The organism is Clostridium sp. Marseille-Q7071 (assembly GCF_965112025.1).
Window position 1 is genome coordinate 4406259 of the sequence record NZ_CBCOPR010000001.1, and the last position, 25414, is coordinate 4431672.

28 protein-coding genes, 1 pseudogene and 1 other annotated feature are annotated in these 25414 nt (G+C 26.8%); of the genes and pseudogenes, 4 read left to right on the plus strand and 25 right to left on the minus strand.

Annotation, left to right across the window (positions count from 1 at the left end; genetic code table 11):
• Positions 1–10: 10 nt before the first annotated feature.
• The 10 genes from ACWPW7_RS20900 to ACWPW7_RS20945 all read right to left on the minus strand — a co-directional run bounded on the left by ACWPW7_RS20900 (position 11) and on the right by ACWPW7_RS20945 (position 9062).
• Positions 11–256 carry a hypothetical protein gene (locus tag ACWPW7_RS20900; RefSeq protein WP_454055111.1) on the minus strand — a complete coding sequence of 82 codons (246 nt, stop codon included), beginning with the start codon at positions 254–256 and terminating at the stop codon, positions 11–13.
• Positions 257–470: 214 nt separating this feature from the next.
• Entirely contained in the window at positions 471–1322 is an 852-nt protein-coding gene (locus ACWPW7_RS20905; RefSeq protein ID WP_454055112.1) for a HAMP domain-containing sensor histidine kinase, read from the minus strand.
• A 215-nt stretch (positions 1323–1537) separates the two neighbouring features.
• Positions 1538–2221, minus strand: a complete 684-nt coding sequence (locus ACWPW7_RS20910) for a response regulator transcription factor (protein ID WP_454055113.1) — start codon at positions 2219–2221, stop codon at positions 1538–1540.
• Between the two features lie 15 nt (positions 2222–2236).
• Positions 2237–2797: a class I SAM-dependent methyltransferase gene (locus tag ACWPW7_RS20915; protein ID WP_454055114.1), complete on the minus strand. Its 561-nt coding sequence runs from the start codon at positions 2795–2797 to the stop codon at positions 2237–2239.
• 139 nt (positions 2798–2936) lie between these two features.
• Positions 2937–4595 (minus strand): glutamate--tRNA ligase, encoded by a 1659-nt coding sequence (gene gltX / locus ACWPW7_RS20920; protein WP_454055115.1) that lies wholly within the window; start codon positions 4593–4595, stop codon positions 2937–2939.
• 287 nt (positions 4596–4882) lie between these two features.
• Positions 4883–5111, minus strand: a binding site (T-box leader).
• A gap of 264 nt (positions 5112–5375) precedes the next feature.
• Positions 5376–5684 carry a hypothetical protein gene (locus ACWPW7_RS20925; protein WP_454055116.1) on the minus strand — a complete coding sequence of 103 codons (309 nt, stop codon included), beginning with the start codon at positions 5682–5684 and terminating at the stop codon, positions 5376–5378.
• A gap of 86 nt (positions 5685–5770) precedes the next feature.
• Positions 5771–6109, minus strand: coding sequence for a hypothetical protein (locus ACWPW7_RS20930; RefSeq protein ID WP_454055117.1), 339 nt, complete (start codon positions 6107–6109; stop codon positions 5771–5773).
• Positions 6110–6412: 303 nt separating this feature from the next.
• Complete coding sequence (locus ACWPW7_RS20935; protein ID WP_454055118.1) at positions 6413–7438, minus strand: ABC transporter substrate-binding protein; 1026 nt, start codon at positions 7436–7438, stop codon at positions 6413–6415.
• Between the two features lie 81 nt (positions 7439–7519).
• Positions 7520–8323, minus strand: coding sequence for an ABC transporter permease (locus ACWPW7_RS20940; protein ID WP_454055119.1), 804 nt, complete (start codon positions 8321–8323; stop codon positions 7520–7522).
• Positions 8313–9062 (minus strand): ABC transporter ATP-binding protein, encoded by a 750-nt coding sequence (locus ACWPW7_RS20945; RefSeq protein WP_291567672.1) that lies wholly within the window; start codon positions 9060–9062, stop codon positions 8313–8315. Before ACWPW7_RS20945 ends, ACWPW7_RS20940 begins: the two co-directional genes overlap by 11 nt.
• A 162-nt stretch (positions 9063–9224) precedes the next feature.
• Between ACWPW7_RS20945 and ACWPW7_RS20950 the strand changes: the two genes are divergently transcribed.
• A complete protein-coding gene (locus ACWPW7_RS20950; RefSeq protein WP_454055120.1) occupies positions 9225–9743 on the plus strand; it encodes a L,D-transpeptidase in 519 nt (172 codons plus the stop codon).
• Between the two features lie 124 nt (positions 9744–9867).
• Here the strand turns inward: ACWPW7_RS20950 and ACWPW7_RS20955 are convergent, their stop codons facing one another.
• The gene (locus ACWPW7_RS20955; RefSeq protein ID WP_291567952.1) at positions 9868–10389 is read right to left on the minus strand and encodes a peroxiredoxin; all 522 of its coding nucleotides are present in this window, start codon (positions 10387–10389) and stop codon (positions 9868–9870) included.
• Positions 10390–10763: 374 nt separating this feature from the next.
• Here ACWPW7_RS20955 and ACWPW7_RS20960 point away from each other — a divergent pair, with 374 nt between their 5' ends.
• Positions 10764–11618: a TraX family protein gene (locus ACWPW7_RS20960; protein ID WP_454055121.1), complete on the plus strand. Its 855-nt coding sequence runs from the start codon at positions 10764–10766 to the stop codon at positions 11616–11618.
• Between the two features lie 232 nt (positions 11619–11850).
• On the opposite strand, the gene ACWPW7_RS20965 is transcribed toward ACWPW7_RS20960, so the two are convergent.
• Positions 11851–12531: a helix-turn-helix domain-containing protein gene (locus ACWPW7_RS20965; protein WP_454055122.1), complete on the minus strand. Its 681-nt coding sequence runs from the start codon at positions 12529–12531 to the stop codon at positions 11851–11853.
• Positions 12532–12771: 240 nt separating this feature from the next.
• Between ACWPW7_RS20965 and ytaF the strand changes: the two genes are divergently transcribed.
• Positions 12772–13395, plus strand: coding sequence for a sporulation membrane protein YtaF (gene ytaF / locus ACWPW7_RS20970; protein ID WP_454055123.1), 624 nt, complete (start codon positions 12772–12774; stop codon positions 13393–13395).
• 303 nt (positions 13396–13698) lie between these two features.
• Positions 13699–15447 (plus strand): DUF4153 domain-containing protein, encoded by a 1749-nt coding sequence (locus tag ACWPW7_RS20975; protein ID WP_454055124.1) that lies wholly within the window; start codon positions 13699–13701, stop codon positions 15445–15447.
• A 187-nt stretch (positions 15448–15634) separates the two neighbouring features.
• On the opposite strand, the gene ACWPW7_RS20980 is transcribed toward ACWPW7_RS20975, so the two are convergent.
• From ACWPW7_RS20980 to ACWPW7_RS21040, 13 genes and pseudogenes are all read right to left on the minus strand, one after another.
• Positions 15635–16618, minus strand: coding sequence for an AraC family transcriptional regulator (locus ACWPW7_RS20980; RefSeq protein ID WP_454055125.1), 984 nt, complete (start codon positions 16616–16618; stop codon positions 15635–15637).
• Positions 16619–16722: 104 nt separating this feature from the next.
• Complete coding sequence (locus ACWPW7_RS20985; RefSeq protein WP_454055126.1) at positions 16723–17370, minus strand: hypothetical protein; 648 nt, start codon at positions 17368–17370, stop codon at positions 16723–16725.
• Complete coding sequence (locus ACWPW7_RS20990; RefSeq protein ID WP_454055127.1) at positions 17367–18779, minus strand: ATP-binding protein; 1413 nt, start codon at positions 18777–18779, stop codon at positions 17367–17369. The genes ACWPW7_RS20985 and ACWPW7_RS20990 overlap by 4 nt, the downstream gene beginning before the upstream one ends.
• Positions 18780–18812: 33 nt before the next feature.
• The gene (locus ACWPW7_RS20995; RefSeq protein ID WP_454055128.1) at positions 18813–19475 is read right to left on the minus strand and encodes a response regulator transcription factor; all 663 of its coding nucleotides are present in this window, start codon (positions 19473–19475) and stop codon (positions 18813–18815) included.
• Between the two features lie 643 nt (positions 19476–20118).
• Positions 20119–21003: a polysaccharide deacetylase family protein gene (locus ACWPW7_RS21000; RefSeq protein ID WP_454055129.1), complete on the minus strand. Its 885-nt coding sequence runs from the start codon at positions 21001–21003 to the stop codon at positions 20119–20121.
• 261 nt (positions 21004–21264) lie between these two features.
• The gene (locus ACWPW7_RS21005) at positions 21265–21771 is read right to left on the minus strand and encodes a hypothetical protein (RefSeq protein WP_454055130.1); all 507 of its coding nucleotides are present in this window, start codon (positions 21769–21771) and stop codon (positions 21265–21267) included.
• Positions 21772–21813: 42 nt separating this feature from the next.
• Positions 21814–21981, minus strand: a pseudogene (locus ACWPW7_RS21010) (ATP-binding cassette domain-containing protein); the annotation flags it as partial.
• The gene (locus tag ACWPW7_RS21015; protein ID WP_454055131.1) at positions 21978–22286 is read right to left on the minus strand and encodes an ATP-binding cassette domain-containing protein; all 309 of its coding nucleotides are present in this window, start codon (positions 22284–22286) and stop codon (positions 21978–21980) included. The pseudogene ACWPW7_RS21010 and the gene ACWPW7_RS21015, both read right to left, overlap by 4 nt.
• A gap of 23 nt (positions 22287–22309) precedes the next feature.
• Positions 22310–22621, minus strand: coding sequence for an ABC transporter permease (locus tag ACWPW7_RS21020; RefSeq protein WP_454055555.1), 312 nt, complete (start codon positions 22619–22621; stop codon positions 22310–22312).
• Positions 22618–23085, minus strand: a complete 468-nt coding sequence (locus tag ACWPW7_RS21025) for an ABC transporter permease (RefSeq protein WP_454055132.1) — start codon at positions 23083–23085, stop codon at positions 22618–22620. The genes ACWPW7_RS21020 and ACWPW7_RS21025 overlap by 4 nt, the downstream gene beginning before the upstream one ends.
• A gap of 127 nt (positions 23086–23212) precedes the next feature.
• Complete coding sequence (locus tag ACWPW7_RS21030; RefSeq protein ID WP_454055133.1) at positions 23213–23515, minus strand: ABC transporter permease subunit; 303 nt, start codon at positions 23513–23515, stop codon at positions 23213–23215.
• Positions 23485–23985, minus strand: coding sequence for an ABC transporter permease (locus ACWPW7_RS21035; protein ID WP_454055134.1), 501 nt, complete (start codon positions 23983–23985; stop codon positions 23485–23487). Before ACWPW7_RS21035 ends, ACWPW7_RS21030 begins: the two co-directional genes overlap by 31 nt.
• Before the next feature lie 3 nt (positions 23986–23988).
• Positions 23989–25218, minus strand: coding sequence for an ABC transporter substrate-binding protein (locus ACWPW7_RS21040; RefSeq protein ID WP_454055135.1), 1230 nt, complete (start codon positions 25216–25218; stop codon positions 23989–23991).
• Positions 25219–25414: the final 196 nt, after the last annotated feature.

The window sequence follows — 25414 nt, forward strand, 5'->3', positions numbered from 1 at the left end:
AAGTAATTTTCTACTGCTTTTTTGTTTGTATTGCTTCAAACTTATATATATCTAAATATCCAAATAAAAAAGTAATTAAACATCCTATAACTAAATATATTAAAAGAATAGTTTTGTCTTTAGTAACAAATTCTAAGAACGGTATTCCTATGAAGAAATATAACATTACAGGTACATATATTAATTTTCTTAACTTTTTAGTTCTTATACATTCATCTATTGGTATTAATAGCATAAGTAATTGTAATATATCCATTAATTTCACTCCTTAATATTATTTTATAAATGAATTAATTAAAACTTACTATGCATAGCATAATGCTTATCTATATATCAAAATAAATATTATTTTTGGTACTTTAATTAGAAGTATTAAATTCACAATGAACAATTTAGAATTATTGATACTTATTCTATAAATACATAAAAATAAGACCTACCATAAGCAAGCCTTTTAAACTATTAGCCATCTAAATTATTATACTAAAACTTATAATATTGTCTTTACATTCTGCCCATATTTTTCCCTCATGAAGCTCCATAATTTTTTTTGCTATAGAAAGTCCTATGCCACTACCATTTAAACTGTCCTTTCTTGATTTATCAATCTTGTAGAACTTATCAAATATTTTATTTATCTCATCTTCTGATATATTATCTCCTTTGTTCTTTACTGTTATTTTAACTTTGTTTTCTACTTTATTTGCTTCTATTAAAACCTTTGAAGGCTTATAGGCATATTTTAAAGCATTAGTCAGAAAATTGTCTAAAACTCTCATAAATTGATCTACATCTATATTAGCTTTCAGTTCTGTATCTTCAATTTTTTGCTCTAATATTAGATTATTCTGTTCAAATATTGGTATATATTCTCCTACAATTTGATTAATTAATGATGATAAATCTACATCAATTTTTCTTAATTTAAGATCATCATTATAAAGCTTTGTATATTCAAATAGTTCATTAACTAATTTTTTCATTTTTATTGAAGTATTATAAGCAGATTTTATATACTCTTCCATTGATTTCTCATCTTTATACTTTTTATCTTTTATAATTTCAAGATAACCTATAATAGATGTTAGTGGAGTTCTCAAATCATGAGAAACATTTATTATTAAATCATTCTTTATTCTTTCATTTTCTCGTTCACTATCAAATTTTTCTTTAAGTTCTAAAGACATTATATTTATACTATTACAAAGCTCAGCAATTTCGTCATTTCCTTTAACATCAATGGTATATCCTATATTCCCTTTTGATATTTCTCCTACTTTTTCAGATATATATTTTATATATTTTATTTTTTTTCTAACCATTAAATAAAAAACTAAAATAAATGTTATTATCCCTACTACAAATACCATTATAACAAGAAAGTTAAAAATAGTTACATTTAGGTTATATTCATTTTTTGAGAAATAATAAACAGAAGTATACGTTGCAAAAATTGTCCCGATTATTATAGATAAAGTAAAACTAATAATGAAAACAAGCAGAAGTTTTATGCTTATTTTGCTCCTAATTAAGTTTTTCATATCTTATATCCCACTCCCCATACAGTCTTAATATATATTGGATTTTTAGGATCTTCCTCAATTTTCTGCCTTATATTTGTTATATGAACCATTACTGTATTATCAGATTTAAAGAATTCTTCCTTCCATACAGTTTCATAAATTCTAGGAATACTCATAATTATTCCTTTATTTCTAACAAGAAGCTCTAAAATATCGAATTCTTTTGAAGTAAGTGAGACTTCCCTATTCCCTACAAAAACTTGCCTTGTGTCAGAATTTATCTTTAAATTTCCTATTTCAATTATTTTCTCATTCTTATCTATTTGATTATATCTCTTATACCTTCTAAGTTGTGACTTAACTCTTGCAATAAGTTCTACTGTACTAAAAGGCTTAGTAATATAGTCTTCTGCTCCTGAAGATAATCCTAATATTTTATCAATTTCTGCATCTTTAGCAGATAAAAAAATTATAGGCATAACATAATTTTTTCTTATTTCATTGCAAAGTTCTATCCCATTAAATTCAGGCATCATTATATCTAATAATACTAAGTCTATAGACTCTGCTTTTATAATCTCTAGAGCTTTATATCCATTTTCAGCCTGTAACACTTCATATCCTTCATTTTTAAGATATATGGATACAACATTTCTAATTTCATTATCATCATCAACTATCAGCACCTTTTCATTCAAATCAATCACTCCATTTTATTTATTTTTACATTTTAAAACGTGAGCAGGTGGAAGATTTAAAAACACTCTTTTTCTTTTAATATTTCTAAAATAATCTTTAAAAAGTTTCATTTTAAGCAAAGTATACTGAAAAGTTATAAACTCTCCTTTAGTTCCAAGTATTTCTTTTGTAGCAGATAATATTTTATGACCCATAGAATCTGGTAAACTAGTAAATGGAAGACCTGATATTACATAATCTATCTTATCAATATTATATTTATGAATATATTCTTTTAAGTTTTCTGCTGAATCATTCACAAGTATAAAATTATTTTCTTCTTTAAATTTATCTTTTAATATTTCATAAAACTCCTTATTATACTCTATAGCTATAAATATAGTGCTATCCTTCTTTTTATTCAATATTTTTTCCGTGAAAACTCCTGTACCAGGACCATATTCAATAATACAAGAAGCATTTAAAAAGTTAATATCTTCTATCATTTTATATGCTAATTTTTCTGAACTTGGAGCTACAGCACCTACTGTTTTTGGATTTTTTAAATATTGTTTTATAAAATTACTTAATTCCACTTTATAATACCCCCTATTTTTAATATGAGAGTAGTATAAAATATAAATCTTAAGCTACAGCTTAAAAAAGTATTAAGATTTCTTAAGATTTAATATAAAATAAGAAAAGTCGTGAATTTCTCACGACTTTTCTTATTTATTAAAGATTTAAAAATTTATTAAATCTACTTCTAACTAAATCTTCATCCATGATTTGCATTATAGTATATAAATCAGGTGTATTAGCTCTATGAGTTAAAGCAGCTCTAACCACTCCAGCTACATCTGAAACCATACCTTTATAAGCCTCTGGTTCTTTCTTAAAGCTCTTTCTATCTGTAGCATAGCCCAATTCTACAGCTACAGCTTTAAGTTCTTCAAACCAAGTATCTTTATCTGTGTTGAAATTATAAGCTTTACTATAGGCTTCTATAACTCTTTTAGCTTCTTCTAGCCCAACATTCTTTGGAAGCTCTATATTTTCTGTAGCATCTTCTTCAAATAATTTATCAAAGAAGAAGAAAATTTTCTCTCTTACATCTTTCCATTTTGCAAAGTCTTTTCTTGGTTTTGGCCCTTCTTTATCTATGTTAAAGATTTCTTTAGCCATTTTCTCATTACTAATCATTAAATCATACATTTCTTTATCATATTCTTTAGCCCAATTTATATAGTAATCATATACTACTGGCGCCTTTAATCTGCAAATAACATTTTTACTTACATCATTTAATTTTATAATATCAAACAGTGCACCACTTTTGCTCATTTTTTCTAATTCTACTGGGAACTCTTTATAGTCTACAAAAGGATTTTCTTCTCTCCATACTTCAAAGTTTGAATTGATGATATTTAATAAATATTCAACAACTGAAACCATTGGATATCCTTCTTCACTATAATAACTAACAGCACTTTCTGGATCTTTTCTCTTGCTTAATTTTCTCTTAGAGTTTCCATCAAGCTTCATTATAGTTGGTGTATGACAATATTTAGGTTTGTCAAATCCAACAATATCAAATAACTGAACATGTGTTGGAAGTGATGATAACCATTCTTCTCCTCTAATAACATGAGTAGTTCTCATTAATCCATCATCTACAGCATGAGCAAAATGATAAGTTGGAAGTCCATCAGATTTTATTATAACTATATCTTGATCGTTTTCTGGGAAAGATATATTACCTTTAATTAAATCTTGAATTTCCACTCTATTTTCAATGTTTCCTGGAGATTTTAATCTTAAAATAAATTTTTCTCCCTTTTCAATATTTTCTTTAATTTCTTCAAAGCTTAAATTTCTACATTTTGCCCATTTTCCATAATATCCTGGGTTGGCTTTTATAGATGTTTGTTCTTCTCTTGTAGCATTAATTTCTTCTTCTGAACAGAAACATGGATAAGCATATCCTCTTCTAACTAAATCTTTAGCAAAGGTTTTATATATTTCCCCTCTTAAACTTTGTTTATAAGGACCATAGTTTCCTATCTCATTAGTTTCATCAATCATACCTTCATTAAAATTAAGACCAAAACTTTTCATAGTTGAAATGGTATCAACAATAGCACCTTCTACTTCTCTCTTTTGATCAGTGTCTTCAATTCTTAAGTAAAAAACACCTTCACTTTGACTTGCTATTCTCTCATCAACAAGTGCTGAGAATACTCCTCCTATATGTTGGAAACCTGTTGGACTAGGTGCATATCTTGTAACACATGCACCTTCTTTAAGGTTTCTAGCTGGATACTTTTCAATATAATATTGTGGTGTTTTATCAATAGTAGGAAAAAGAAGTTCTGCTAAATTTTCATAATTCATATTATTCACCTTATCTTTCTATATATTTAATTGTATTACTTATTTACATTAATATTGATTTGAATTCATTTCCACCCTTAGTGTGCAGCATGATATGGAGGAATATTTAATATAGTAGACAATACTTTAGTTATATTGCATATATCCATAACATTAATTAAATTCACTAATTCTTGTTCCACACTATACTGCACCTCAGGGGAACCCTAAAGGGCTTCACTACTGTTCCCCAGAGGTGGATTTAATTCACAATTGTGAATACAATAAAAAAAGTCCTTCATCCTAAAACTTAGGACGAAAGACATACTTCCGTGGTACCACCTATATTGGCTAATTTATTAGTAATTTAACCCACTCATTTCTCTTTAAGGGAAGAATCCCATTAGTTTACTCCAAAAATTTATTTCAACTAATAGCTCCAGAGCTTCCTTCCATAGTTTAACTTACCAAGCTTCCACCATCCTTGGCTCTCTTTAAAATCTGCACCTATGTACTCTTCTCCTTCAACGCAAAACTATTTAATTTTACTCTTAGACATCTAAAAAAATAACTAGTTAGATGCCTTGTTTAATTATATCTTTGAAAATTATTTTTGTAAACCTATATTTGTTAGTATTCCCCTTTTTTAAGATTAAATCAGTATATATACTAGTTTGAGAATTAATATATATATGAAGATATTTTATTAAAACATATATTAATTCAATAATATATGCAAAGCTTTAGTACAGATTGTTCTAAAAAATACATTAAGGAAAGTAACCAGACTTCCCTTGAAAATTATAAAATATATTTTAAATCTTTTATAAAAGCATATATACATGCAGAATTTAACACAATAAAAAAAATTATATAATTAATAATTTTTTTATTCTCTTTTTTATTTCTAGAATCTTTGCATTTTAAATAAATTAAAACTAAAAATATTAGTGCTATTCCAGATATAATAACTCTAAATACATCAAGAAATAATCTTATATTTTCAACTGTAATAAAAAAAGTTAAAATAAAAACTAATTCATATAATATATAAAGTGATTTTTCATTTAAAATATCTTCTTGCAATTCATGTAAGAATTTATTATTCATAATAAACTAATCCTTTCAGATTTCTATACACCCTAAGCTATAAAGCCACCTAGATATTTTTTAAAATTTATTCGTTTTATTTATCATTAAATAAAAATAGAAACTACTTTATAAATATTATAAAGTAGACTTGCTAAAATAAAAATATCTATTAATATACTGAATGAAAATTGTCGCTTTGTATAATCTTTTTGAATCAAATTCTTATTTTGGATATTGAATTTTCTTTGTTGCCTTACTTCCATAAAATATAAAATGATTAACAAAAATGTAGCTATTATATTTTCAATATCGAAGTAAAATCTAATACTATCATCTGGGTGAAAATGTTGTTTTATTGATCCTATTAAAAGCTGAACAATAATAAATAATATAATAAATTTACGATATTTACTTTTATATTTAGGATTTTCATTTGAAAACATATATACCCCCTTCCATTAATAACAAAAATATATATATTAATACTAATTTGTATGTTTTTACAATATAATTATATACCTTATTCAAAATATTGTAAATTGGGAATATTCTTGCTATTTATTTTTAATACTTAAATGATTAAGCAAAAAATAAACAAATGAAAACATTCATTCTTATGATTGTTTTTAGATTATTTTTCATGATGGTTGCTATTTTAAACTTCAGGAACTTAATTATACCTAAAATTATTGAAAAAAATTAAAAAATCCCCCTATGTAAAACACAAAGAGATTTCAGTTGAAAATTTATTTCACAATATTATCTATAGCTTTCTCTGCATATTTAGTAGTTACTATTTTATCATACGGTGCTCTTTTATCAAGTTCTCCTGCAAGCTCTATTACATCCATTAATCTATTTAAACTTTCTTCTTTTAGTATTGGATTTTCACACCATGCATCTATTTTCTTGTATCTTTCAATTACAACTACTAAATCTTCCATCTTAATATCAGTAAAGAATGGCTGTATAGATTTAGCTATATCTTCAGAGCTATGATTTTGAACATATAACTGTCCTTTATATAAAGCATTTGTAAACTTTTGAACTATTTCAGGATTCTTTTCCATATATGTGTTGGTTACAGAATATGCTGTAAATGGAATTTCTCCTGATAATTCTCCTACAGATGCTACTATATAACCTTTATCTTGTTTTTCCATAGCTGTAGCCAATGGCTCAAATAAGGTTACATAATCTGCTTCTCCTGCACTAAATGCTCCTCCCATTACATTAAATTGTATATCTGTTCTTACATTTACTTCTCCTGCTTTAACATTTTCACCTATAGTTAGCCCTGCGTTCTTTATTGCATATTCTAAGCTCATTTCAGGCATACCGCCTTTTCTTCCACCAAGTAGTTCTTTTCCTTTTAAGTCATTCATTCTAAAATTCTCATGGGCTTCCCTAGCAACTAAAAAACTTCCATCTCTTTTAGTAACTTGAGCAAAGTTTATAGCATAGTTTTTACTTCCTTTATTATGAACATAAATTGAAGCCTCTGGTCCCATAAGCCCTATTTGTACTTCTTCTGAAACAAGGGCAGCCATAGTCTTATCTGCTCCTTGAGCTGCTATAAGCTCTACGTTTAACCCCTCATCTTTAAAGAATCCTTCATTAATGGCTACATATTGAGGAGCATAGAATATAGAGTGAGTAACTTCTGCAACTTTTATCTTAACCAAATCATCCTTTTTAGAACAGCCACCTAAAATTACTGCAGCTATTGATAGACAAGCTAAAATTGATGCCATTTTTTTTATTTTGCTCATAAATTCACCACCACAATAAAATTTTTATATAAGAAATATCTTATTATTTATTTTTTCCTATTTCTAAGTTTAAGAATTACCTTAATTTCTTTTTTCCCTATAAAGCTTTTCTATCACATTAACAATTTGATACATAACTAATGCACAAATTGCTAAAACAACAACACCCATCATAACTAAATCTAATTTAAACACTTGTCCACCGTATACTATTAAATAACCTATACCATATCTAGATACTAAAAATTCACCAACAATAACCCCTACCCAAGACATACCTATATTTATCTTTACTATATTTATGATGTTACCTATATTTGAAGTAAGTATAAATTTTCTTAGGATTTGTCCTTTAGTAGCACCAAAGCTTTGCAGCATTTTAATCTTTTCTTCATCTGCATTTACAAAATAGTTGTATGCAGATAAAATTGTTGTAACTACTGATATTGTTATTGCTATTACAACTATTCCCTTAATTCCTGCTCCTGCCCAAACAATAAGAATTGGAGCTAGTGCAGTTTTAGGTAGAGCATTTAAAACAACCAAATAAGGATCTAGAATTTTAGAAGCAGTTTTAGACCACCAAAGCATTATAGCTATTAAAATTCCTAAAATCGTGCCTATAGTAAATCCTAATACAGTTTCCCATACAGATATGCCTATATGTTTAAATAATTCTCCATTCCTCATATAGTCCATGAATAGTACATGTATATCTGATGGCTTACTAAATAGAAAAGTATCTATAACATTAACTCTCGCCAAAATTTCCCATAATCCTAAAAGTAATACAAGAATAAATATTTGCCAAAATAAAATCATTCGTTTTTCTCTTTTTCTTTTCCTTAAAAAATTTTCATATGGGGTTAAAGAATTATTTTTCATAAATATCTAACTCCTTCCATAAAAGATTAAAATAATCCTTAAATTCTGGCGCCTTCCGTGCAGATAAAGGAGTTTTTTCTTCATTAACTGTAAGGTTAATATCATATATGCCTTTTATAGTTGATGGCCTTTTCGATAAAACCACCACAAAATCAGCCATTGATATAGCTTCAGATATATCGTGAGTAACAAGTATAGTAGTTTTTTTCTCATTCTTTATGATTTTATAAATATCGTCACTAACTAAAAGTCTAGTTTGATAATCTAATGCTGAAAAAGCTTCATCTAAAAGTAAAATATCTGGATCAACAGAAAGAGTTCTAATCAGTGCAACTCTTTGTCTCATTCCACCGGATAGCTCTTTGGGATACCTATTTCTAAAATCCCAAAGCCCATAAACTTTTAAAAGATTTTCTATTTTTTTTCTAGCTTCATCATTAAGTTTTTTTTGTATTTCAAGACCAATAGTTATATTGTCCATTATAGTTCTCCACTCTAAAAGATGATCTCTTTGAAACATATAACCAATCTTACCATTGATCTGAACTTCTCCAGAAGTTGGTTTTAAAAGATTGCTCAAAATATTTAGCATTGTAGATTTACCACAACCAGAAGGACCTAAAAGGGCTAAAATTTTACCCTCTTCTACGGAAAAATTTAAATCCTTAAGAACTTGAAGCTCTCCTTCTAAAGTATAAAAGCTCATATTAACATTATTAACTTTTACAATAGCCGACATTAACCCACCTCCCAATACAATACTTGGGCAAATAAATAAAATTTGCGTAATTATCCTTATACTATATTATTAAAAATGACATAATTTGCTATAACATAATATGAAATATTTACTACATTCTTTATATAATATAAGTAAGGTAGTATTTTATAGGAGAAGATAATGAAAGATACACTAAAAAACTTATTACGTAGACCTTATCGTCTAATTAAGTATAAAGTAACAGCCCTAAATGATGCTTTGAGAAAAGATCCTAACTATATATCTACAGCTACAGATTTTGTAAATAAAAATAATTTTGCTAGTAGCACTAATTATTTCATTTGGGTGGATACTAAAAATTTTAAAGTAAATATATTTCAAGGTTCAAAAAATAATTGGAAACTTATCAAAAGTTACTTATGTTCAATTGGAAAGCCATCTACCCCTACCCCTAAAGGAAATTTCACTGTTGGAATTAAAGGACTTTCTTTTGGTGCTAGTCATGGATATATAGCTAGATATTACACACAAATAAAAGGTAATTACCTCTTTCACTCAATTTTATATAACCTTGATGGATCTATACGAGATGGAAGACTCGGAATGGCTATTTCTAACGGATGTGTACGTTTAGCTCTAGAAAATGCTAAGTGGATATATGATAATATACCAGAAGGCACGGCTATTCATATATCCTAATAACCATTAAATAAAGATATATAAAAAAATAATGCATGTATAACCTAATATACATGCATCTTTTAATTTATATAAATGCTATTTAATTTTTAAAATGTCTATTTAATATGTGGATAAAAATTGACTACAGATGTTTATCTCCTTCTTGCCAATCTACTGGACAAAGTCCTCCTGATTTAAGTGCTTTTAATACTCTTAATGTTTCATCAACACTTCTACCAACATTTAAATCATGTACAACTGAATATTTAACTTCTCCACTTGGATCAATTATAAATAATCCTCTTAAAGAAATTCCTTGTTCTTCAACAAGTGTGCCGTATTCTTTTGAAACTTGCTTTGTTATATCTGAAGCCATAGGGAAATTAATTTCTCCAAGGCCATTTTTTATCCATGCTTGATGTGAATATTCTGAGTCAACGCTTACTGATAATAACTCTGCGCCCATTGCTCTAAAGTCATCCGCTCTCTTACTAAATCCTGTAATCTCTGTTGGACATACAAAAGTAAAATCTAATGGATAAAAAAACATAACTAGCCATTTACCATTGTAATCTGATAATTTTATCTCCTTAAAATCACTTCCGTCACCAGCAACTGAATTCATCTTAAAATCTGGTGCTTTTCTACCTACTAATCTTTCCATACATTTTTCCTCCTTAAATTCTAATTACCTTATTTTTTTCTCATTTTGTGTTTTATATACCCTTTATGACCTCATTATATACTATATGAAAACAATTATCAATATCAAATAACAATTATTATTGATTTAAATAATTAATTTTTATGCTATATGCTTTGGAAATATTTACTTTATAATTTACATATATTAGAATTTAGTTATACATATATTATAATTTATGACCATAAATAAGCTATCTTAAAAATGAGAATCAATTTTAAATTTCTCAGCTTCTGCTGAGAAATATCCATAATTGTGAATTGTGCATTGTGAATTAAGTAATCTAAAATATATATATTAAAATTTGTAAAATACAATTTAAAGGAGGTTCCATTATGTTTAATAGATTTCAATTAAAACTTATAATGCTTTTTTTTATGTTACTTGACCATATAGCAAGCTTTATACCCAATACCCCTTTATGGTTTCACTACGTAGGAAGATTAGTAGCACCTATATTTTTCTTTTTATTAATAGATGGGTATTTTCATACAAGAAGCAAATACAATTATGCCAAAAGACTTTTTGTTGCATCTGGAATAATGGCATCTGGTAATATATTAATAACCACTATTTTTCCTTCTGGAATAACTAATGGAGACGCAAATATATATTTAGTTGGTATTATAATTACAGCTGCAGTACTACTGTCAACTTATATTGCATATAAAGCTCCTTCTGAAAACATGTTTAGAATAATTTTCTGTGGAGTTATAATGCTCTTAGCTCCTATAATATTTTCTATTATCTTCACTGATGTTAGAGGAGTTAAAAATAATATTTTCTTATCTATGGCATTTTCTATAGTATTATTAAATTTTATTGAAGTACGTGATAAAGAAAATAATAAACCTTTAACTTCTTTATCCATAATGATAATACTATTTTTATCATTGTTTACGGAAGGTTCTATTTTAGGTCCTATACTTACCTTTATTTTCTATTATTTTAGAGATAAGAAGCTTTCTTTAGTTTTATTTTATTCTATATTTTCATTATTATTTATAGGAAGCGACTTTAGCTATAATGGATTATTCATAGAAAACATACAATGGATGATGATATTTTCCATACCATTCTTCTTTTCCTATAATGGAAAGAAAGGTAGTGATTTAAAATATTTATTTTATGCTTTTTATCCTATACATATATGGATACTCTATATAATAGGATTTTTTATGAAAAGATGATTTGAGGTTAGTTATCTACCTCTGATGAACAACTTCATCAATGGACAATTGACAATTAGGGTTGAAATTAGTTTTAATAAAACTAATTTCTTTAACTGATTTTTTAACTAGCAATGCAATTGCTAGTTTTTATAAGAAATCAATTTAAAACTTCTCCTTTATAGGAGAAGTAACTATAATTGTCCATTCTCCATTGTAGAAGAGAGAAGTTTCTACAATGGTTAACTGTGAATTAATTATAGCTATGCCTATCTTCCTCCGTTGATAATTGAGAAAATTTATTAAGGACTATTTTTATAGCTATAACATCATCTAAAAATCCTATTGGAAAGATAAAGTCTGGAATAATATCTGTTGAGATAATGAAGTAAAGCAGTCCACTTCCAAGTATTATAAGTTCTTTAGTAGTTATATTATCAGAACAAAATAATCTATACATTTCTTTCAATTTATCAACAAATGCTCCAGTTTCACCAACATTTTTTATTTTTTCACTAAAATTATTGTGAACCATTGAACTGCCTTCTGATGTTAAAACATATTTCTCGTATTTATCTAACTCTCCTTTAATTTGTTCATTTATATAATCATCTTCTAAAATATTAGAGAAGTTAAATATATCCTCTATGTCATCAATTTTATTATTATAATTATATTTTGATTGTTTTTTCTCTTTTACATTATTTAAATCATATCCTGAAGCTATTAGTAAATTTTCTAATGGAATTTCTAATGCTTTAGACAATTTTTCTAAATGTTTAATATTAGCTTGCTGTTTTCCATTAAGAATTCTAGAAATAGTTGATGTATCTATACCTGTAATCTTACTTAATTTTCGAATTGAAAGAGATTTTTCCTCTAAAATAGGTTTAATTATTCTCCCTATTCCCAACTCCTTTTTATTTTCATTCAAGGATATCCCTCCTATAAATTATATAAAAACAACTATTAAAACATTTTAAGTTAACTACATACTGTGTTTTTATTTTTTAAAAATGTATAAACTTATAATTTCTCATATTACATTATATGTAGCATATTTTCTTTTATTTAACTGTTGCATTTTTATCAACATTTTTTTGCTTTAATAGCACTTTTTTATAAATTTTAACTACTATGTATATTGAGAATATAACAATAGGAGGATATATCTATGTTAGAATCAATATTATTAGTTACATCATTATGTATGGATGCCTTTGTTGCTAGTTTTGGATATGGAACAAATAAAATTAAAATTCCCTTTACTTCAGTAACAGTTATTAATTTTATTTGTTCTGCACTTTTGGCTATATCTCTTTTCTTAGGTTCAGTAATAAAAGACTTTTTGCCTGAAAGTGTATCAATTGGAATATGCTTTACAATTTTAATGGTACTTGGAGTAAGTCGCTTTTTAGAAGGAATTATTAAAACTTACTTAAGAAAAAAATCTACTAATAGAAAAAATATAAAATTTAAGCTATTGGATTTAAATTTTATATTAGATGTATATGTTGATAATACTAAAGCTGATATGGATAATTCTAGAACTCTTAGCCCAGGTGAAGCTTTTTATCTTGCTATTGCTTTAGGTTTAGATGGAATAGCGGTGGGTTTTGGAAGTGGTTTAGCAAATATAAATTATATTCAAGTAGTACTGTTTTCATTAATTTCTGATATGGTTGCAGTCTTAATTGGATGTTACTTAGGTAGAAAGTTTGTTGAAAAAGTAAATTTAAATCTTTCTTGGTTAAGTGGGCTAATATTGATTATTTTAGCCTTCATGAAACTCGCATAAACTTTATAATAAAAATCTTTTCATGTAATTAAAGAAGAAATTAGTTTTAATCAAACTAATTTCTTTAATTAATTTTTTTACTAGCAATTCTATTGCTAGTTTTTTATTTTAAATTTCTCAGCTATTGCTGAGAAATATCCACAATTGCAAATTTTACATTGTAAATTGTGAATTGTATAAATTATAGATTAACTGCTAAAAACAGCAATTATTTTATATATTAATTTTATAAATATTATCACTACATAATGTGGAAGACTTTTCTAATTACCTTGGTGTATAATTAAAAAAGGGGGTAATTATATGAAGTTTAAAGAATTTACTAAAAATATATCATCAGGAATTAAAAATAGTATTAAAAGATTTCCAGTTTCTATTGTTCTTTCTTTATGTTGTGCTATCTTATTAATTTATATTTCTGAGCTTGGTTATGATGCGAATCCTGATATAAGAGAAAATTTTATGAAATTAGCTAGAATTTTTGCACTTGGAATTCCACTCTTCTTATGTATAAAACTTTTCTTTGAGAGATTAAAAGAATATAAAAGAATAACAATTTTTCTAACATATATAGGTGGAGCTATTCTTCTTATACTTTACTATTTATTTCTACTGAATGATTTTAAAATGGTTTCAATGACAAGATACTTTTCTGTAACACTAATACTTTATTTAGCCTTTCTTTTTATACCTTATATCTCTAAGAAGGATAATTTTGAGTTATATATTATAAAGGTTTTTACAAGTTTTTTTACAACCTTTATATACTCTATTGTGCTGTATCTTGGCTTATGTGCAATTTTATTTACAGTAAACAAACTTCTTGGAATAAATGTTAAATATCAAATTTATTATTATACTTGGCTTATAGTTTCTTTTGTATTTGCTCCATGCTTTTTTCTTGCTGGAGTTCCATATAAAAATAAAACTTTTGCTTTAAAGGATTATCCAAAACTTTTAAAGATACTTATTTTATATATCATAATGCCACTAATCACTATATATACAACTATATTGTATATATATTTTATTAAAATAATAATAACTTGGCAGTGGCCTCAGGGATTAGTATCTCACCTTGTACTTTGGTATTCAGTCATAACTGCTGCAGTTTTATTTTTTATTTATCCGTTTATTGAAAATAATTCTTGGGCAAAAACTTTTATGAGAATTTTTCCAAAGGTTCTTATTCCTCTCATTGTTATGATGTTCTTTTCAATTGGAATAAGAATAAGAGCATATGGAGTTACTGAAAATAGATACTATGTTGTAATTCTTGGACTATGGGTATTCTTAATTATGTTATATTTTTCAATTTGCAAGAAATTTAAAAATATTATACTACCTATGTCCCTGGCAATAATTATTCTTATTTCTACCTTTGGACCATTTAGTAGTTATTCTATATCAAAATATAGTCAAAACAAAAGGTTTACTAATATACTTAGTAAAAATTCCATGATATCAGAAGGTGAAATAATTCCTAATTCCAATATATCAACTGAAGATAAGAATCAAATAAGTAGTATCCTTAGCTATTTTAACAATAAACATAGTCTTAGTGATATAAAATATCTACCAAAGAATTTTAGAATTCAAAATATAGATAGTGTTTTTGGATTTTCTTATATAGAAAATGAGTACAATAGCTTAAGTTACTACACTTATTTTAATAATTATGAAGATAGAATACCATTAGAAATAAAAGATTATGACTATCTTATTGATTCGGAAATGCTGAATATAAATAATAGTTCGGCTAATGAGTTAAATGCTGAGTTTATCCCTGAATCAGGAATTGTAAAAATAACTCGCAACGGAGACGAATTATACTCAAAGGACTTAAACGAATTTACTAAAAAACTTATTGATAAATATGGTATAAATAACGGTGGTCAAAGTGTTGATTTAAAAGAAATGACCTTTGAAGATGAAAATGAAAAAGTAAAAGTTAAGTTTTTGTTTTCTCACATCTCAGGAAGTAAAGATTCTTCAACAGGTAAAATTGAAAGTCATGGAAATGATTTTTATATATTATTAAAGCTCAAATAATTTAGATATAAGATAAATTATAAAAATCTAATGTTAAAACCCAGCAAACAAATATTTGCTGGGTTTACTTCATAATAAAAAATTTTTAGTTAAGAAATACTGTAAAATTGATTTTGAAATAATAGTGTATCTAAATAACTGTTTCTTTCTTATAAAAGTTTTTAAATTTTAAAAACTACAATATATATTATTTAGTAATAGGAACCCATATTTCGCAAATATAATCATCAGAACTTGTATCCCCTGGAGGGTAAACTTCAATTTCATAATCAGCTGCTCGTTTGTATCCACAGGTTTGAAACCATTCAGTTGTTATCCTTGTCCACATTGCATCAATTGGATGTCCCTTGCCGCTAAGGCTACCTTTTACAGTAAATATTGCCCATTTGTTTGCTGGAATATCATAGGTCTCTAAATCCGTTAAAACATTTGCATCTGCTTCAGCACCAATTGCAAGTAAAGTTTCTCCATTCTCAAGTGTTTTTGTGAAACCCATCTGCCACATAGGTGCACGATAAAGGTTGTAAACATATGCAATTTTCTCATCGATACCGCTGTTTAAAAACTCATCCCATGCATTCCAAGTTTCACTCATAGCTTCTTTCCAATCATTTGCCATAATATTTGCTGATTGTCTTTTTATATGCTTAACCATTCCCACTAAATTTATTTCTTGTTTTTCTTCGATACGATATTCCATCTCTACATCCCCTTTAATTGAAATATGAAAAGTGATGCGTGGATAGGCTTTAAGTTTTACTCCTAAAGTGCGCGCTGTCTTAGGAGTTACACCATGCATTCCGAAAAAAGCACGAGTAAATGAATCCGGTGAACTATATCCGTACTTCATAGCAACATCAATGACTTTTACATTCCCACTTTGTAGTTCTAATGCTGAAAGTGTCAATCGTCTACGACGAATATATTCAGATAAGGATATACCTACAATATAAGAAAAAACACGTCCGAATTGATGCATTGAGCAGCAAGCAATTTTTGCTACTTCATCATACATGATGTCATCAACTAAATGATCTTCAATATAATCCACTGTTGTGGTCATTCTTTCAATCCACTCCATCTCACATCCTCCTTTCTTATTTAATTCTAGCAAAGGTAATATTAAACTACCCTGCATTCTAAGTACAAATATGCAGGGAATGTAGATCATTTTAAAAACTAGTGTATAACTAATAACTACATTATTAAATACTTAAATTCACAACTTTAATCAATGAAGAATTGAAAAAATTATAAATTCAAGAATTCTAAATTTTATAGAGGGTTGCTACGTAATTTCATATTTAATGTATTTAATGATATAAGGTATCCATTATAAGGATTTATAGAAATTTCTATATTTGAGTTTTCTGATTTATTTTCAAAAGTAAACATATACTCATTTGTATTAAAATCTTCCCAATAGGTTTTATTAATAAGTTTATAATTATCTATATTATAAAGAGGCAGTTTTTGTATATATTTATTTGCTAATTCTTCTAACTGCGTTTCTGATAACTTATCACCTGATTTAACCTCTTGCCCTAAAGATGCATAAATCTGTAAAATCTCACCTGTATTCAAATTAAGACTTATGAAAAAATAATCCTCAATATTCTCTTTATGTGTTAAGCGAATATATATCTCATCACTATATCTATAAACACTTTGCTCAGTTTTTGGTAGATCAGTAACATAATCATTAAAATTTATTTCTGAATCAAAAATTGTTGATAGAATTTCCTTAGACTTATTTATAAGTCTATCATCACTTATACTACTATTATAGTTCCTTGTAGTATATTCATTTAAAATCATATCTCTTTCATAAACTGTATTTTCGTTAATAGGATTTTGTATGCTTAAAAATACTAACAATGCTGCTCCTAAAAACACAGTGGCAATTGTAATCGTATATCTCATAGGTTTACCTCATCATTAAATAGTATTATAATTTTAGTACCTTTACCAAATGTACTTTCAATACTCCAATTCATATGGTGAATTTCTAATATTTGTTTACATATAGATAGTCCTAATCCAAAACCATTAATAGAACTTTGCCTAGATTTATCAATCATATAAAAAGGTTCTAATATTTTCTTAAGTTCTTTTTCTTCTATTCCTACACCTGTATCTTCAATTTTTAAATAATTCTCCATAATTTCTAGAATTATAGTTTTTTCCGCTCTGTCATTTAAAGCTTTTATAGAATTATCTATTAAATTTGTAATTAACACCATAAAAAGTTCCTTGTCCACATTTATATGATAACTACATCCCTTGACTTCTAAAGCAATATCTTTTTCTTTAAGCTTAGGTTCAAAGGTAGATTTTACTTCCTTCAAGGTATCAAATAAATCTATATTTTCTTTATGTAATACAGTTTTATCTAAAGTTATAAGTTTTACAAGCTTTGAAGTAAGAGATAGTATTTTTTTTCCTTCTCTATTAATATTTATAAAGGAATCTCTCATAAGATCTAAATCAGTAACTTTCTTATTAACCATTAAGCTAGAATAACCAATTATAGATGTTAAAGGTGTTCTAATTTCATGAGTTAGATTATCTATAAACCTTTGTTTAGATTGGTTTTGCTCTTTTAATAGTCTAAGTTTATTTTCAATTTCATCATTCATCAAATTAAATTGCTCTGAAATTACTTTAAATTCATAAACATTACTAGAGTAATTAAGTTTTTTAGTATAATTGCCATTTATTATTTCTTTTATATTATTTATTAATATTTCTATAGGTTTTGTTATTTCCTTAGCAATAGAATAAATTATAATTATGATTATAATTGCTAATAAAATATTTATTGTAAATATAAAGTAAATATTATTTAACCTATCCTGCTTAAGAAAAGAGATATCATCTATATATGTAAAATAAATACCTGATCCATTGAGTATAATTTTATTATTTATAATCAGATAGGTTTTATCTTCATTCTTTGTTATTAAATATTTTACTTTATTGTTTTTAATATCAAAAATTTCATCTTTAATAGGTACCTTATTTTTTGAAGATGAATATATAATTTCTTTATTTAAGTCTCTAAATTCTAATGCAATATTTTCATTTGGAAGGTTTCTTAAATAATCTTCTGTTTTATGTTGTAATATTTCTTTATTAGTTAAGAAAAGATTTTTTAAGTTCTCTCCTGTTTTTATATTTGAATATATTAAAGAATAGCTAGCAAAACTAGAATCTATAACTTTTTTAAAATTAGTATTATAGGTAGTTTGAATTAAGAAATATGCAAAAATATTAATGGTTATAAAAAACATAACTCCAAAATTAATTAACATCTTTTTCTGTAGTTTCATATATGATTTATCTCCTTTAACTTTTACAGGATTCTATTCTTTAAGCTTATACCCTACCTTGTACATAGTTTGTAAATAATCTTTCAAATTAAGTTTTTCTCTTAATCTTTTAACATGCATATCTACGGTTCTAGTTTCTCCGCAGAAATCATATCCCCATATTTTATTTAATAATACCTCTCTAGTTAAAACTATGTTTTTATGATTTAAAAACTCTAATAATAAATCAAACTCTTTTGGTGTTAAATATATTTCCTCATTATTCATAGTTACTGTTCTTTCATTTTCTAATACCATAATATGTTTAAATGTAACAGCTTCAGATTTCTTTTTATTCGCCCTACTCCTTCTTAAAAGTGCCTCTATTCTAGCTAATAATTCCAAAGGTTCAAAAGGTTTAGTTATATAATCATCTGCTCCAAGTTTAAGCCCCATTACCTTATCTTGTATAGAACTTTTAGCAGTTAAAAAAATTACAGGTATATTTTTGTTTTGAATTTTATGAAGTACTCCATATCCATCTATTTTAGGTAACATTATATCTAGAAGAATTAAATCTATATCCTCTTCATCAAGCTTACTTATAGCTACCTCTCCATCTTCAGCGGCTACAGCATTGTAATTTTCCATTTGGAGTGTTAATAGAATTAAATTTCTTATTGTACTATCGTCTTCTACAATCAATATTTTTGCCATAATATTCTCCTTATAAAAATCCTTTTTTTAAATTTAATATAGTAACTATTATATCAAAGAATCAAGGAAACATTAATTTCTTTAATGCTGTTCACTACAAGTAAATTATTACAATATTTATTAAAAACCTAGAAAGTGCTCTATGATTTAGCACTCCCTAGGTTTGTTATTTATAATATATAGATATATGGCTTTCAGTTTTAATGTATGGATTACGTAATTATTTTCTTAAATTATTTAGAATACTAAAGGAATGATACTTGTTTTAATATATTAATTTTAAAAGACAATATATCTATATATGGACTACCTTAGAAAATGTATAGCTACACTCTCAAGCATTTCAATTCACAATTCACAATACAAAATTCACAATTATGGTGGAAATTAATTCTTTATGAATTAATTTCTTAAACTAATTTTTGCTATCAATGTATTGCTAGTTCTTTATAAGAAGTGATACAATCACTTCAAAAATAAATAATTTTAAATTTCTCAGCTTTTGCTGAGAAATATCCACAATTGTGAATTGTGAACTGTGAATTGTGAATTCATTAGTTCTAGCTATGATACTAAAAAACATCAATTATTTTCATATATATTAATTTTAGAATAAGTAATCTTGTATATACTATGTATTTTTTTATTTGATAGTTTTAAACTTATATCCTTGCTCTTTTAAATACTCAATTATATTTGGTAAGGCATTTGCAGTTTCTTCCTTACCATATGTATCATGCATTAATATAACTATTTTGTTTTGCTCTCCTGCTGTATTCTTAACCTCAGCTAATAATTCTTCTGCATTTTTTCCAGTACCATCAGCATCACCATTCATAGCATTCCAATCTATACTATCCCAATTCTCTTTTTTAAGTCTTTCATTAAACGCTCCTAGATTAGGATCATTATAATATTCTCTAGACATATATCCACCTGGCATTCTTAAAACCTTTGTATTAAAGTCTTGTCCAATTGCTTCTTTCATGGCATTATCAGTACTCTCTACTTCTTTCATATAGGTTTCTATATCAAGTTGATTATTAGGATAAAGTGTTTCTAAACTATGAGTATAACTATGATTACCTAATGCATGTCCCTCATCATAAATTCGCTTAACTAATTTTTTACTTTCTTCATTTTTTTCAATATTTTCTCCTAGTTGAAAAAATGTTGCTTTAACATTATATTCATCCAAAGTATCTAGAATTTTTGGTGTCACTGATGTTGATGGCCCATCATCAAAGGTTAAAAAAGCTACCTTTTCTCCATCATCTTCATATGTTCCTTTTAACATCTGCTCAACTTTAGCTGCATCAACAGCACTTTCATCTAAATTAAATTTTTTATCTTTTCTGTCTTCATCTTTATTTGATAGATTTTCACTTTTCTCACTTAAACTTTCATGATTCTCTATAAATACTGTTGTAGGTTCTTCACCTTTTATAGCTTTTGCTGTTCCCAATATAGTAACTACCCCTGCAATTATTCCTAATGCTACTAATTTCATTAATCCTTTTCTTCTCATTACAGTACCCCCTTAAACTTCTGTTTCTCAGTTAGTTTGTTTTTCTCTCTCATAAGACATTATATATATCACTTTAGATATTCTTTTATAGAGGTTGTATAGAAGTTGTAAAATTTTTCTTAAATTTTTCTTAAGTAGATTTTTTAGTTGTTAGAAATAAATGAGACTATTATTTAGTAAGTTAAATTATTATATTAATTATTTGTACTAAAAAATCCACCAAAGTTATTGGTGGATTTTCATTATATTTGATAATATTCTTTAAAATATCATTAAATCATTTTCTTTTAAAAATTTAAGTTTAACTTTTGCTCCTAAAGGTAAATCAATATATTTATTGCAGATTACTTTCAGTTCACTATTTTGACTTTTTAAAGTATAAATATACCTATCCCCTACATAAAGTTTCTTATAAATAACTATAGGACTGTTTTCATCTAATACGATTTCAATATCTTCAGCTTTAGATATCAATGTTGATTTATAGGAAGCCGATTTATCTACCTTTAAATTTATATTAAAAATATCATTAATAAAATGATTATCTTCAATCAATCCTTCTATTACATTACAGTTTCCAAAAAAGCTGGCAACCTCTAAAGAATTCGGTTTCTCATATATTTCATAAGGTGTCCCAACTTGAAGTATCTTTCCTTCACTCATAAGAGCTATCCTATCTGAAATAGTTAGTGCTTCCTCTTTATCATGAGTTACAAAAACAATAGTCAATTTAAAGGTATTATGTAGATCTTTAATTAAATTTCTCATGGTTTCTCTAAGATTTATATCTAGGCTTGAAAATGGTTCATCTAAAAGTAGAACTTTTGGTTCAGTTACTAATGCACGTCCTAAGGAAACTCTCTGTTTTTGCCCCCCAGAAAGCTGATGAGGATAGCTTTTTTCAAGTCCTTTTAATTCTAGAAGTTCTATTATTTTAGAAACTCTATTATTTATTTCAGATTTAGGAAGCTTTTTTATTTTAAGCTACCAAAAGCAATATTATCAAAAACCTTCATATGAGGAAATAATAAATGATCTTGGAATACAAAGGGAGTATTTCTCTTTTCCATAGGAATATTTCTAACATTTTTTCCATCTATTAATATTTCCCCTTCATCAATAGAATATATACCAGCTATAGTTTTTAATGTGGTAGTCTTACCACAACCTGAAGGTCCTAATAGTGTGAAAAAACATCCTTCTTCTATAGTAAGATTTAAATTATTTAAAATGGTTTTACCACTGAGAACTTTAGTTAGATTTTTTATTTCTATAGAACTCATAACTTTCTCCTTTATACAAATTTCTATAAATAAAAAGATTTCTTATAATGTATAGACACTATCTTTTCTAAAACTATAAGTACCAATAGTGAAGAGGCTATAAACAGAATACTATAAACTGATGCTAATGTTCTATCTCCACTTTGAATATAAGGTATTAAAACCATAGGTAAAGTTTTTATTAGTCCTCCACCTATAAGAAAAGTTGTAAAGTACTGGCTAAAAGCAATAATAAATACAAAAGCACAAGAAGATATTATGCCAGGTAAAATCATTGGAAATGTAATATAAAAAAATGCCTTTATAGATGAAGCACCTAAACTTTTCGCAGCTATTCATGTTTTTTCCCAACTATAGACATAACATTAGATATAAGTCTTACTCCATAAGGTATACAAGGTATAGTATTTATAAGTGTTACTCCTAAAATTGTATTAGTAAGCCCAAGTTTTATAAATAGTATATGAAGCCCCATAGTAATAGAGGTCAGTGGAAGTATTAAAGGTGAAGTTATTAGTAAAGTAAAAAAAGTTTTTCCTTTAAACTCCTCCTGTGATAAAGCTCTAGCTGCAGGAATGCATAATAGAACAGTAAACAATGTAACTAATAATGCACAGCCTATACTATTAAAAGTTATAGATAGTGACTCTGTACTTAGTAAGGCATTTATTCCCCTAGTAGTAATATTATTAGGAATAAGATTTGGATAAGCCCAATTTAAACATAGTGCATAACAAATAAGTATTATAATAGGAAAAATAAATGTAATAGTTAATAATATAGTAATTAGTCTTTTCAAATAAACTTTCCTTTCTTTAAACATCTTTAATTTGTATTTATTGAAGATGTGACTTATTTTAAAGCTTTTCTAAAAGCTCTTTCATAAAACACTATAAGTATTAAAGATATCAATGCTAATATAGTATTTATCGCCATAGCATAGAGTACCTATTAAACAAATCAGGGCTAGAATATTCTATGAAAGCTTTTACTGGTAATGCCTTAGGCGTAGTTGGACCTAAAAGATATGGAACTTCAAAGGCTCCAAAAGAAAAGGCAAGAATTATTATAAAACTAGTGATTATACTTTTTTTACTTAGTGGAAGGAGTATTTTAGTAAATACTTGTGTATCATTAGCTCCTAAGTTTCTAGATGCTAATATTAAATCTTTATTTATATTAGAAAGGATTCCGTAGGTTATAATACCACAAAAGGTACTTCCTTCCATAAGTAAGCAATTATTATACCTATTCCCAACTTATCATTGACCAAAAGTGGAAAGGAACTGGAATCTTTTATTATAGATAAATTATATAATATACGACTTAAATATCCTCCTGTAGAAAATATGGAAATCACTATAAGTACAGTTACCATATGAGGTATTATTACAGGTATCTTCATAATCAAATTATTAGTTTTGCTTTCATGTTTAAACAACATATATGCTAAAAATACTCCAATAATAACAGCTAACACTGATGAAATTAGAGAAGTTTTTAAACTGAAAATTAAAGACTCTATAAAATCTGGTTCTTTAAAAAGTTGTATGTAATATTTAAAAGTTATCTCTTCCATTCCTAAAGAAGGTATAAAGCCAAGGCTTTGGAGAAATCCTTGAATTACCCCAAAGCCTAAAGTTACAACTAAAAATATAGTACATGGAAGAAGCAATATATAGGGAGTTAACTTCTTCACTTATTAGTCCCCCTTAGCAACAGTCTCTAACCATATCTTCTCTATTATAGGTATAAGATGAGCTGCTGGTTCTGATTTTCTATGAGATAAAAGTTCATCTTGCGGTACAATAGCATCGCTAATTTTAGCTTTGTCAAATATAGATTTTTCTTCATCTGATAACTTACTGTTATCTAATACCGGTAAATCACCCCAAGTAATTGGGTCGTATTTAGTACTTTGCATTTCTACAGATAATATAGCATTTGCTACAGCCATAGCACCTTCTTTATTAGAAGCATTAAATGGTATAGCTACGAAATGAGTATTACCAATAGTTCCTTTTTCAAATATAGCTGATTTAGCTTCCTTAGGGTACTCTCCAGTTTTAATCTTTCCATCTATAGAATTTGGTGAGTATGTTACAGTTCCCACAACTTCTTTATCTGCAAACATATTATCCAATTGAGCTATAGTTGCTGGATAAGTTTTTCCTTCACTCCATAAATAAGGCTTTAACTCATTTAAATAATCTATAGCAGGTTGTATAGCTTTTTGAACTTCTTCTTTAGTTTCAAGTCCATCAAGTTTTTCCTTACCTACAATATCATATATTATGTTTCTTACAAAAGCACTTCCAGTAAAATCTGGTGGTGCAGGATAAGTAAACTTTCCAGGGTTTGCTTTACAAAATTCCATAAGTTCTTCTGCACTTTTAGGAGGTGTTTTTACAAACTCATTATTATAAACCATTACTAGTTGAGCCTTACCATAAGGAACCTCATACCCCTCTACTTCATATCCAAAATCATGTGTAACATCTGGAGATTTTTCATCTATATATTTATTAAAATTAGGCAAGATATCTGCAAATGGACCATAGAGCAAATCAGCCTTTTTAGCAGTATAGAAATTCTCACCATTAATCCAGACTAAATCAATAGTACCACTTTCATTATTTGCTTGTTTTTCACCAAGCATCTTATTTAATATGTTATCTATATCCATTGGTACTCTTTTTAGAGTTATGTCATAATCTTCCTTAACTTTTTTAGCTAATACATTATCAATCCAATTGTTTGTAAATTCACTGCCGCCCCAACCATAAAAGTTAACAGTAGAACCTTTAGCTTTGATTAAAGCCTCTTCCCAATTAGCCTTTGGTTCTTCCTCTTTTGCAGTTTCTTTCTTAGTGCAGCCAACTAGCGAAAATACAATCATTGCTGTCAATAAAATAGATATTATTTTTTTCATCTAATCCCACCCTTAATCTATGTTATAAATATACTATTTAAACAATGGAGAATTGACGATTGACAATTATGGATACTTCTCCTTTAAGGGAGAAGCCCTAATTTAAATTTTTTTGAAGTTACATAGTAACTTTTTATGATAAAAACTAGGAATTGCATTGTTTGTAAAAAAATCAGTTAAAGAAATTAGTTTTATT

Coding starts and splice junctions, on each gene's coding strand:
- ACWPW7_RS20905 (WP_454055112.1), bottom strand. CDS start 1,322: ATGGTTAGAAAAAAAATAAAATATATAAAATATATATCTGAAAAAGTA.
- ACWPW7_RS20975 (WP_454055124.1), top strand. CDS start 13,699: ATGAAGTTTAAAGAATTTACTAAAAATATATCATCAGGAATTAAAAAT.
- ACWPW7_RS20955 (WP_291567952.1), bottom strand. CDS start 10,389: ATGGAAAGATTAGTAGGTAGAAAAGCACCAGATTTTAAGATGAATTCA.
- ACWPW7_RS20940 (WP_454055119.1), bottom strand. CDS start 8,323: ATGAAAAATAATTCTTTAACCCCATATGAAAATTTTTTAAGGAAAAGA.
- ytaF (WP_454055123.1), top strand. CDS start 12,772: ATGTTAGAATCAATATTATTAGTTACATCATTATGTATGGATGCCTTT.
- ACWPW7_RS20985 (WP_454055126.1), bottom strand. CDS start 17,370: ATGAGATATACGATTACAATTGCCACTGTGTTTTTAGGAGCAGCATTG.
- ACWPW7_RS20960 (WP_454055121.1), top strand. CDS start 10,764: ATGTTTAATAGATTTCAATTAAAACTTATAATGCTTTTTTTTATGTTA.
- ACWPW7_RS20995 (WP_454055128.1), bottom strand. CDS start 19,475: ATGGCAAAAATATTGATTGTAGAAGACGATAGTACAATAAGAAATTTA.
- ACWPW7_RS20925 (WP_454055116.1), bottom strand. CDS start 5,684: ATGAATAATAAATTCTTACATGAATTGCAAGAAGATATTTTAAATGAA.
- ACWPW7_RS21015 (WP_454055131.1), bottom strand. CDS start 22,286: ATGAGTTCTATAGAAATAAAAAATCTAACTAAAGTTCTCAGTGGTAAA.
- ACWPW7_RS20945 (WP_291567672.1), bottom strand. CDS start 9,062: ATGTCGGCTATTGTAAAAGTTAATAATGTTAATATGAGCTTTTATACT.
- ACWPW7_RS21005 (WP_454055130.1), bottom strand. CDS start 21,771: ATGAGAAATTTAATTAAAGATCTACATAATACCTTTAAATTGACTATT.
- ACWPW7_RS20930 (WP_454055117.1), bottom strand. CDS start 6,109: ATGTTTTCAAATGAAAATCCTAAATATAAAAGTAAATATCGTAAATTT.
- ACWPW7_RS21000 (WP_454055129.1), bottom strand. CDS start 21,003: ATGAGAAGAAAAGGATTAATGAAATTAGTAGCATTAGGAATAATTGCA.
- ACWPW7_RS20900 (WP_454055111.1), bottom strand. CDS start 256: ATGGATATATTACAATTACTTATGCTATTAATACCAATAGATGAATGT.
- ACWPW7_RS20980 (WP_454055125.1), bottom strand. CDS start 16,618: ATGATCTACATTCCCTGCATATTTGTACTTAGAATGCAGGGTAGTTTA.
- ACWPW7_RS20990 (WP_454055127.1), bottom strand. CDS start 18,779: ATGAAACTACAGAAAAAGATGTTAATTAATTTTGGAGTTATGTTTTTT.
- ACWPW7_RS21030 (WP_454055133.1), bottom strand. CDS start 23,515: ATGGAAGGAAGTACCTTTTGTGGTATTATAACCTACGGAATCCTTTCT.
- gltX (WP_454055115.1), bottom strand. CDS start 4,595: ATGAATTATGAAAATTTAGCAGAACTTCTTTTTCCTACTATTGATAAA.
- ACWPW7_RS20935 (WP_454055118.1), bottom strand. CDS start 7,438: ATGAGCAAAATAAAAAAAATGGCATCAATTTTAGCTTGTCTATCAATA.
- ACWPW7_RS20950 (WP_454055120.1), top strand. CDS start 9,225: ATGAAAGATACACTAAAAAACTTATTACGTAGACCTTATCGTCTAATT.
- ACWPW7_RS21040 (WP_454055135.1), bottom strand. CDS start 25,218: ATGAAAAAAATAATATCTATTTTATTGACAGCAATGATTGTATTTTCG.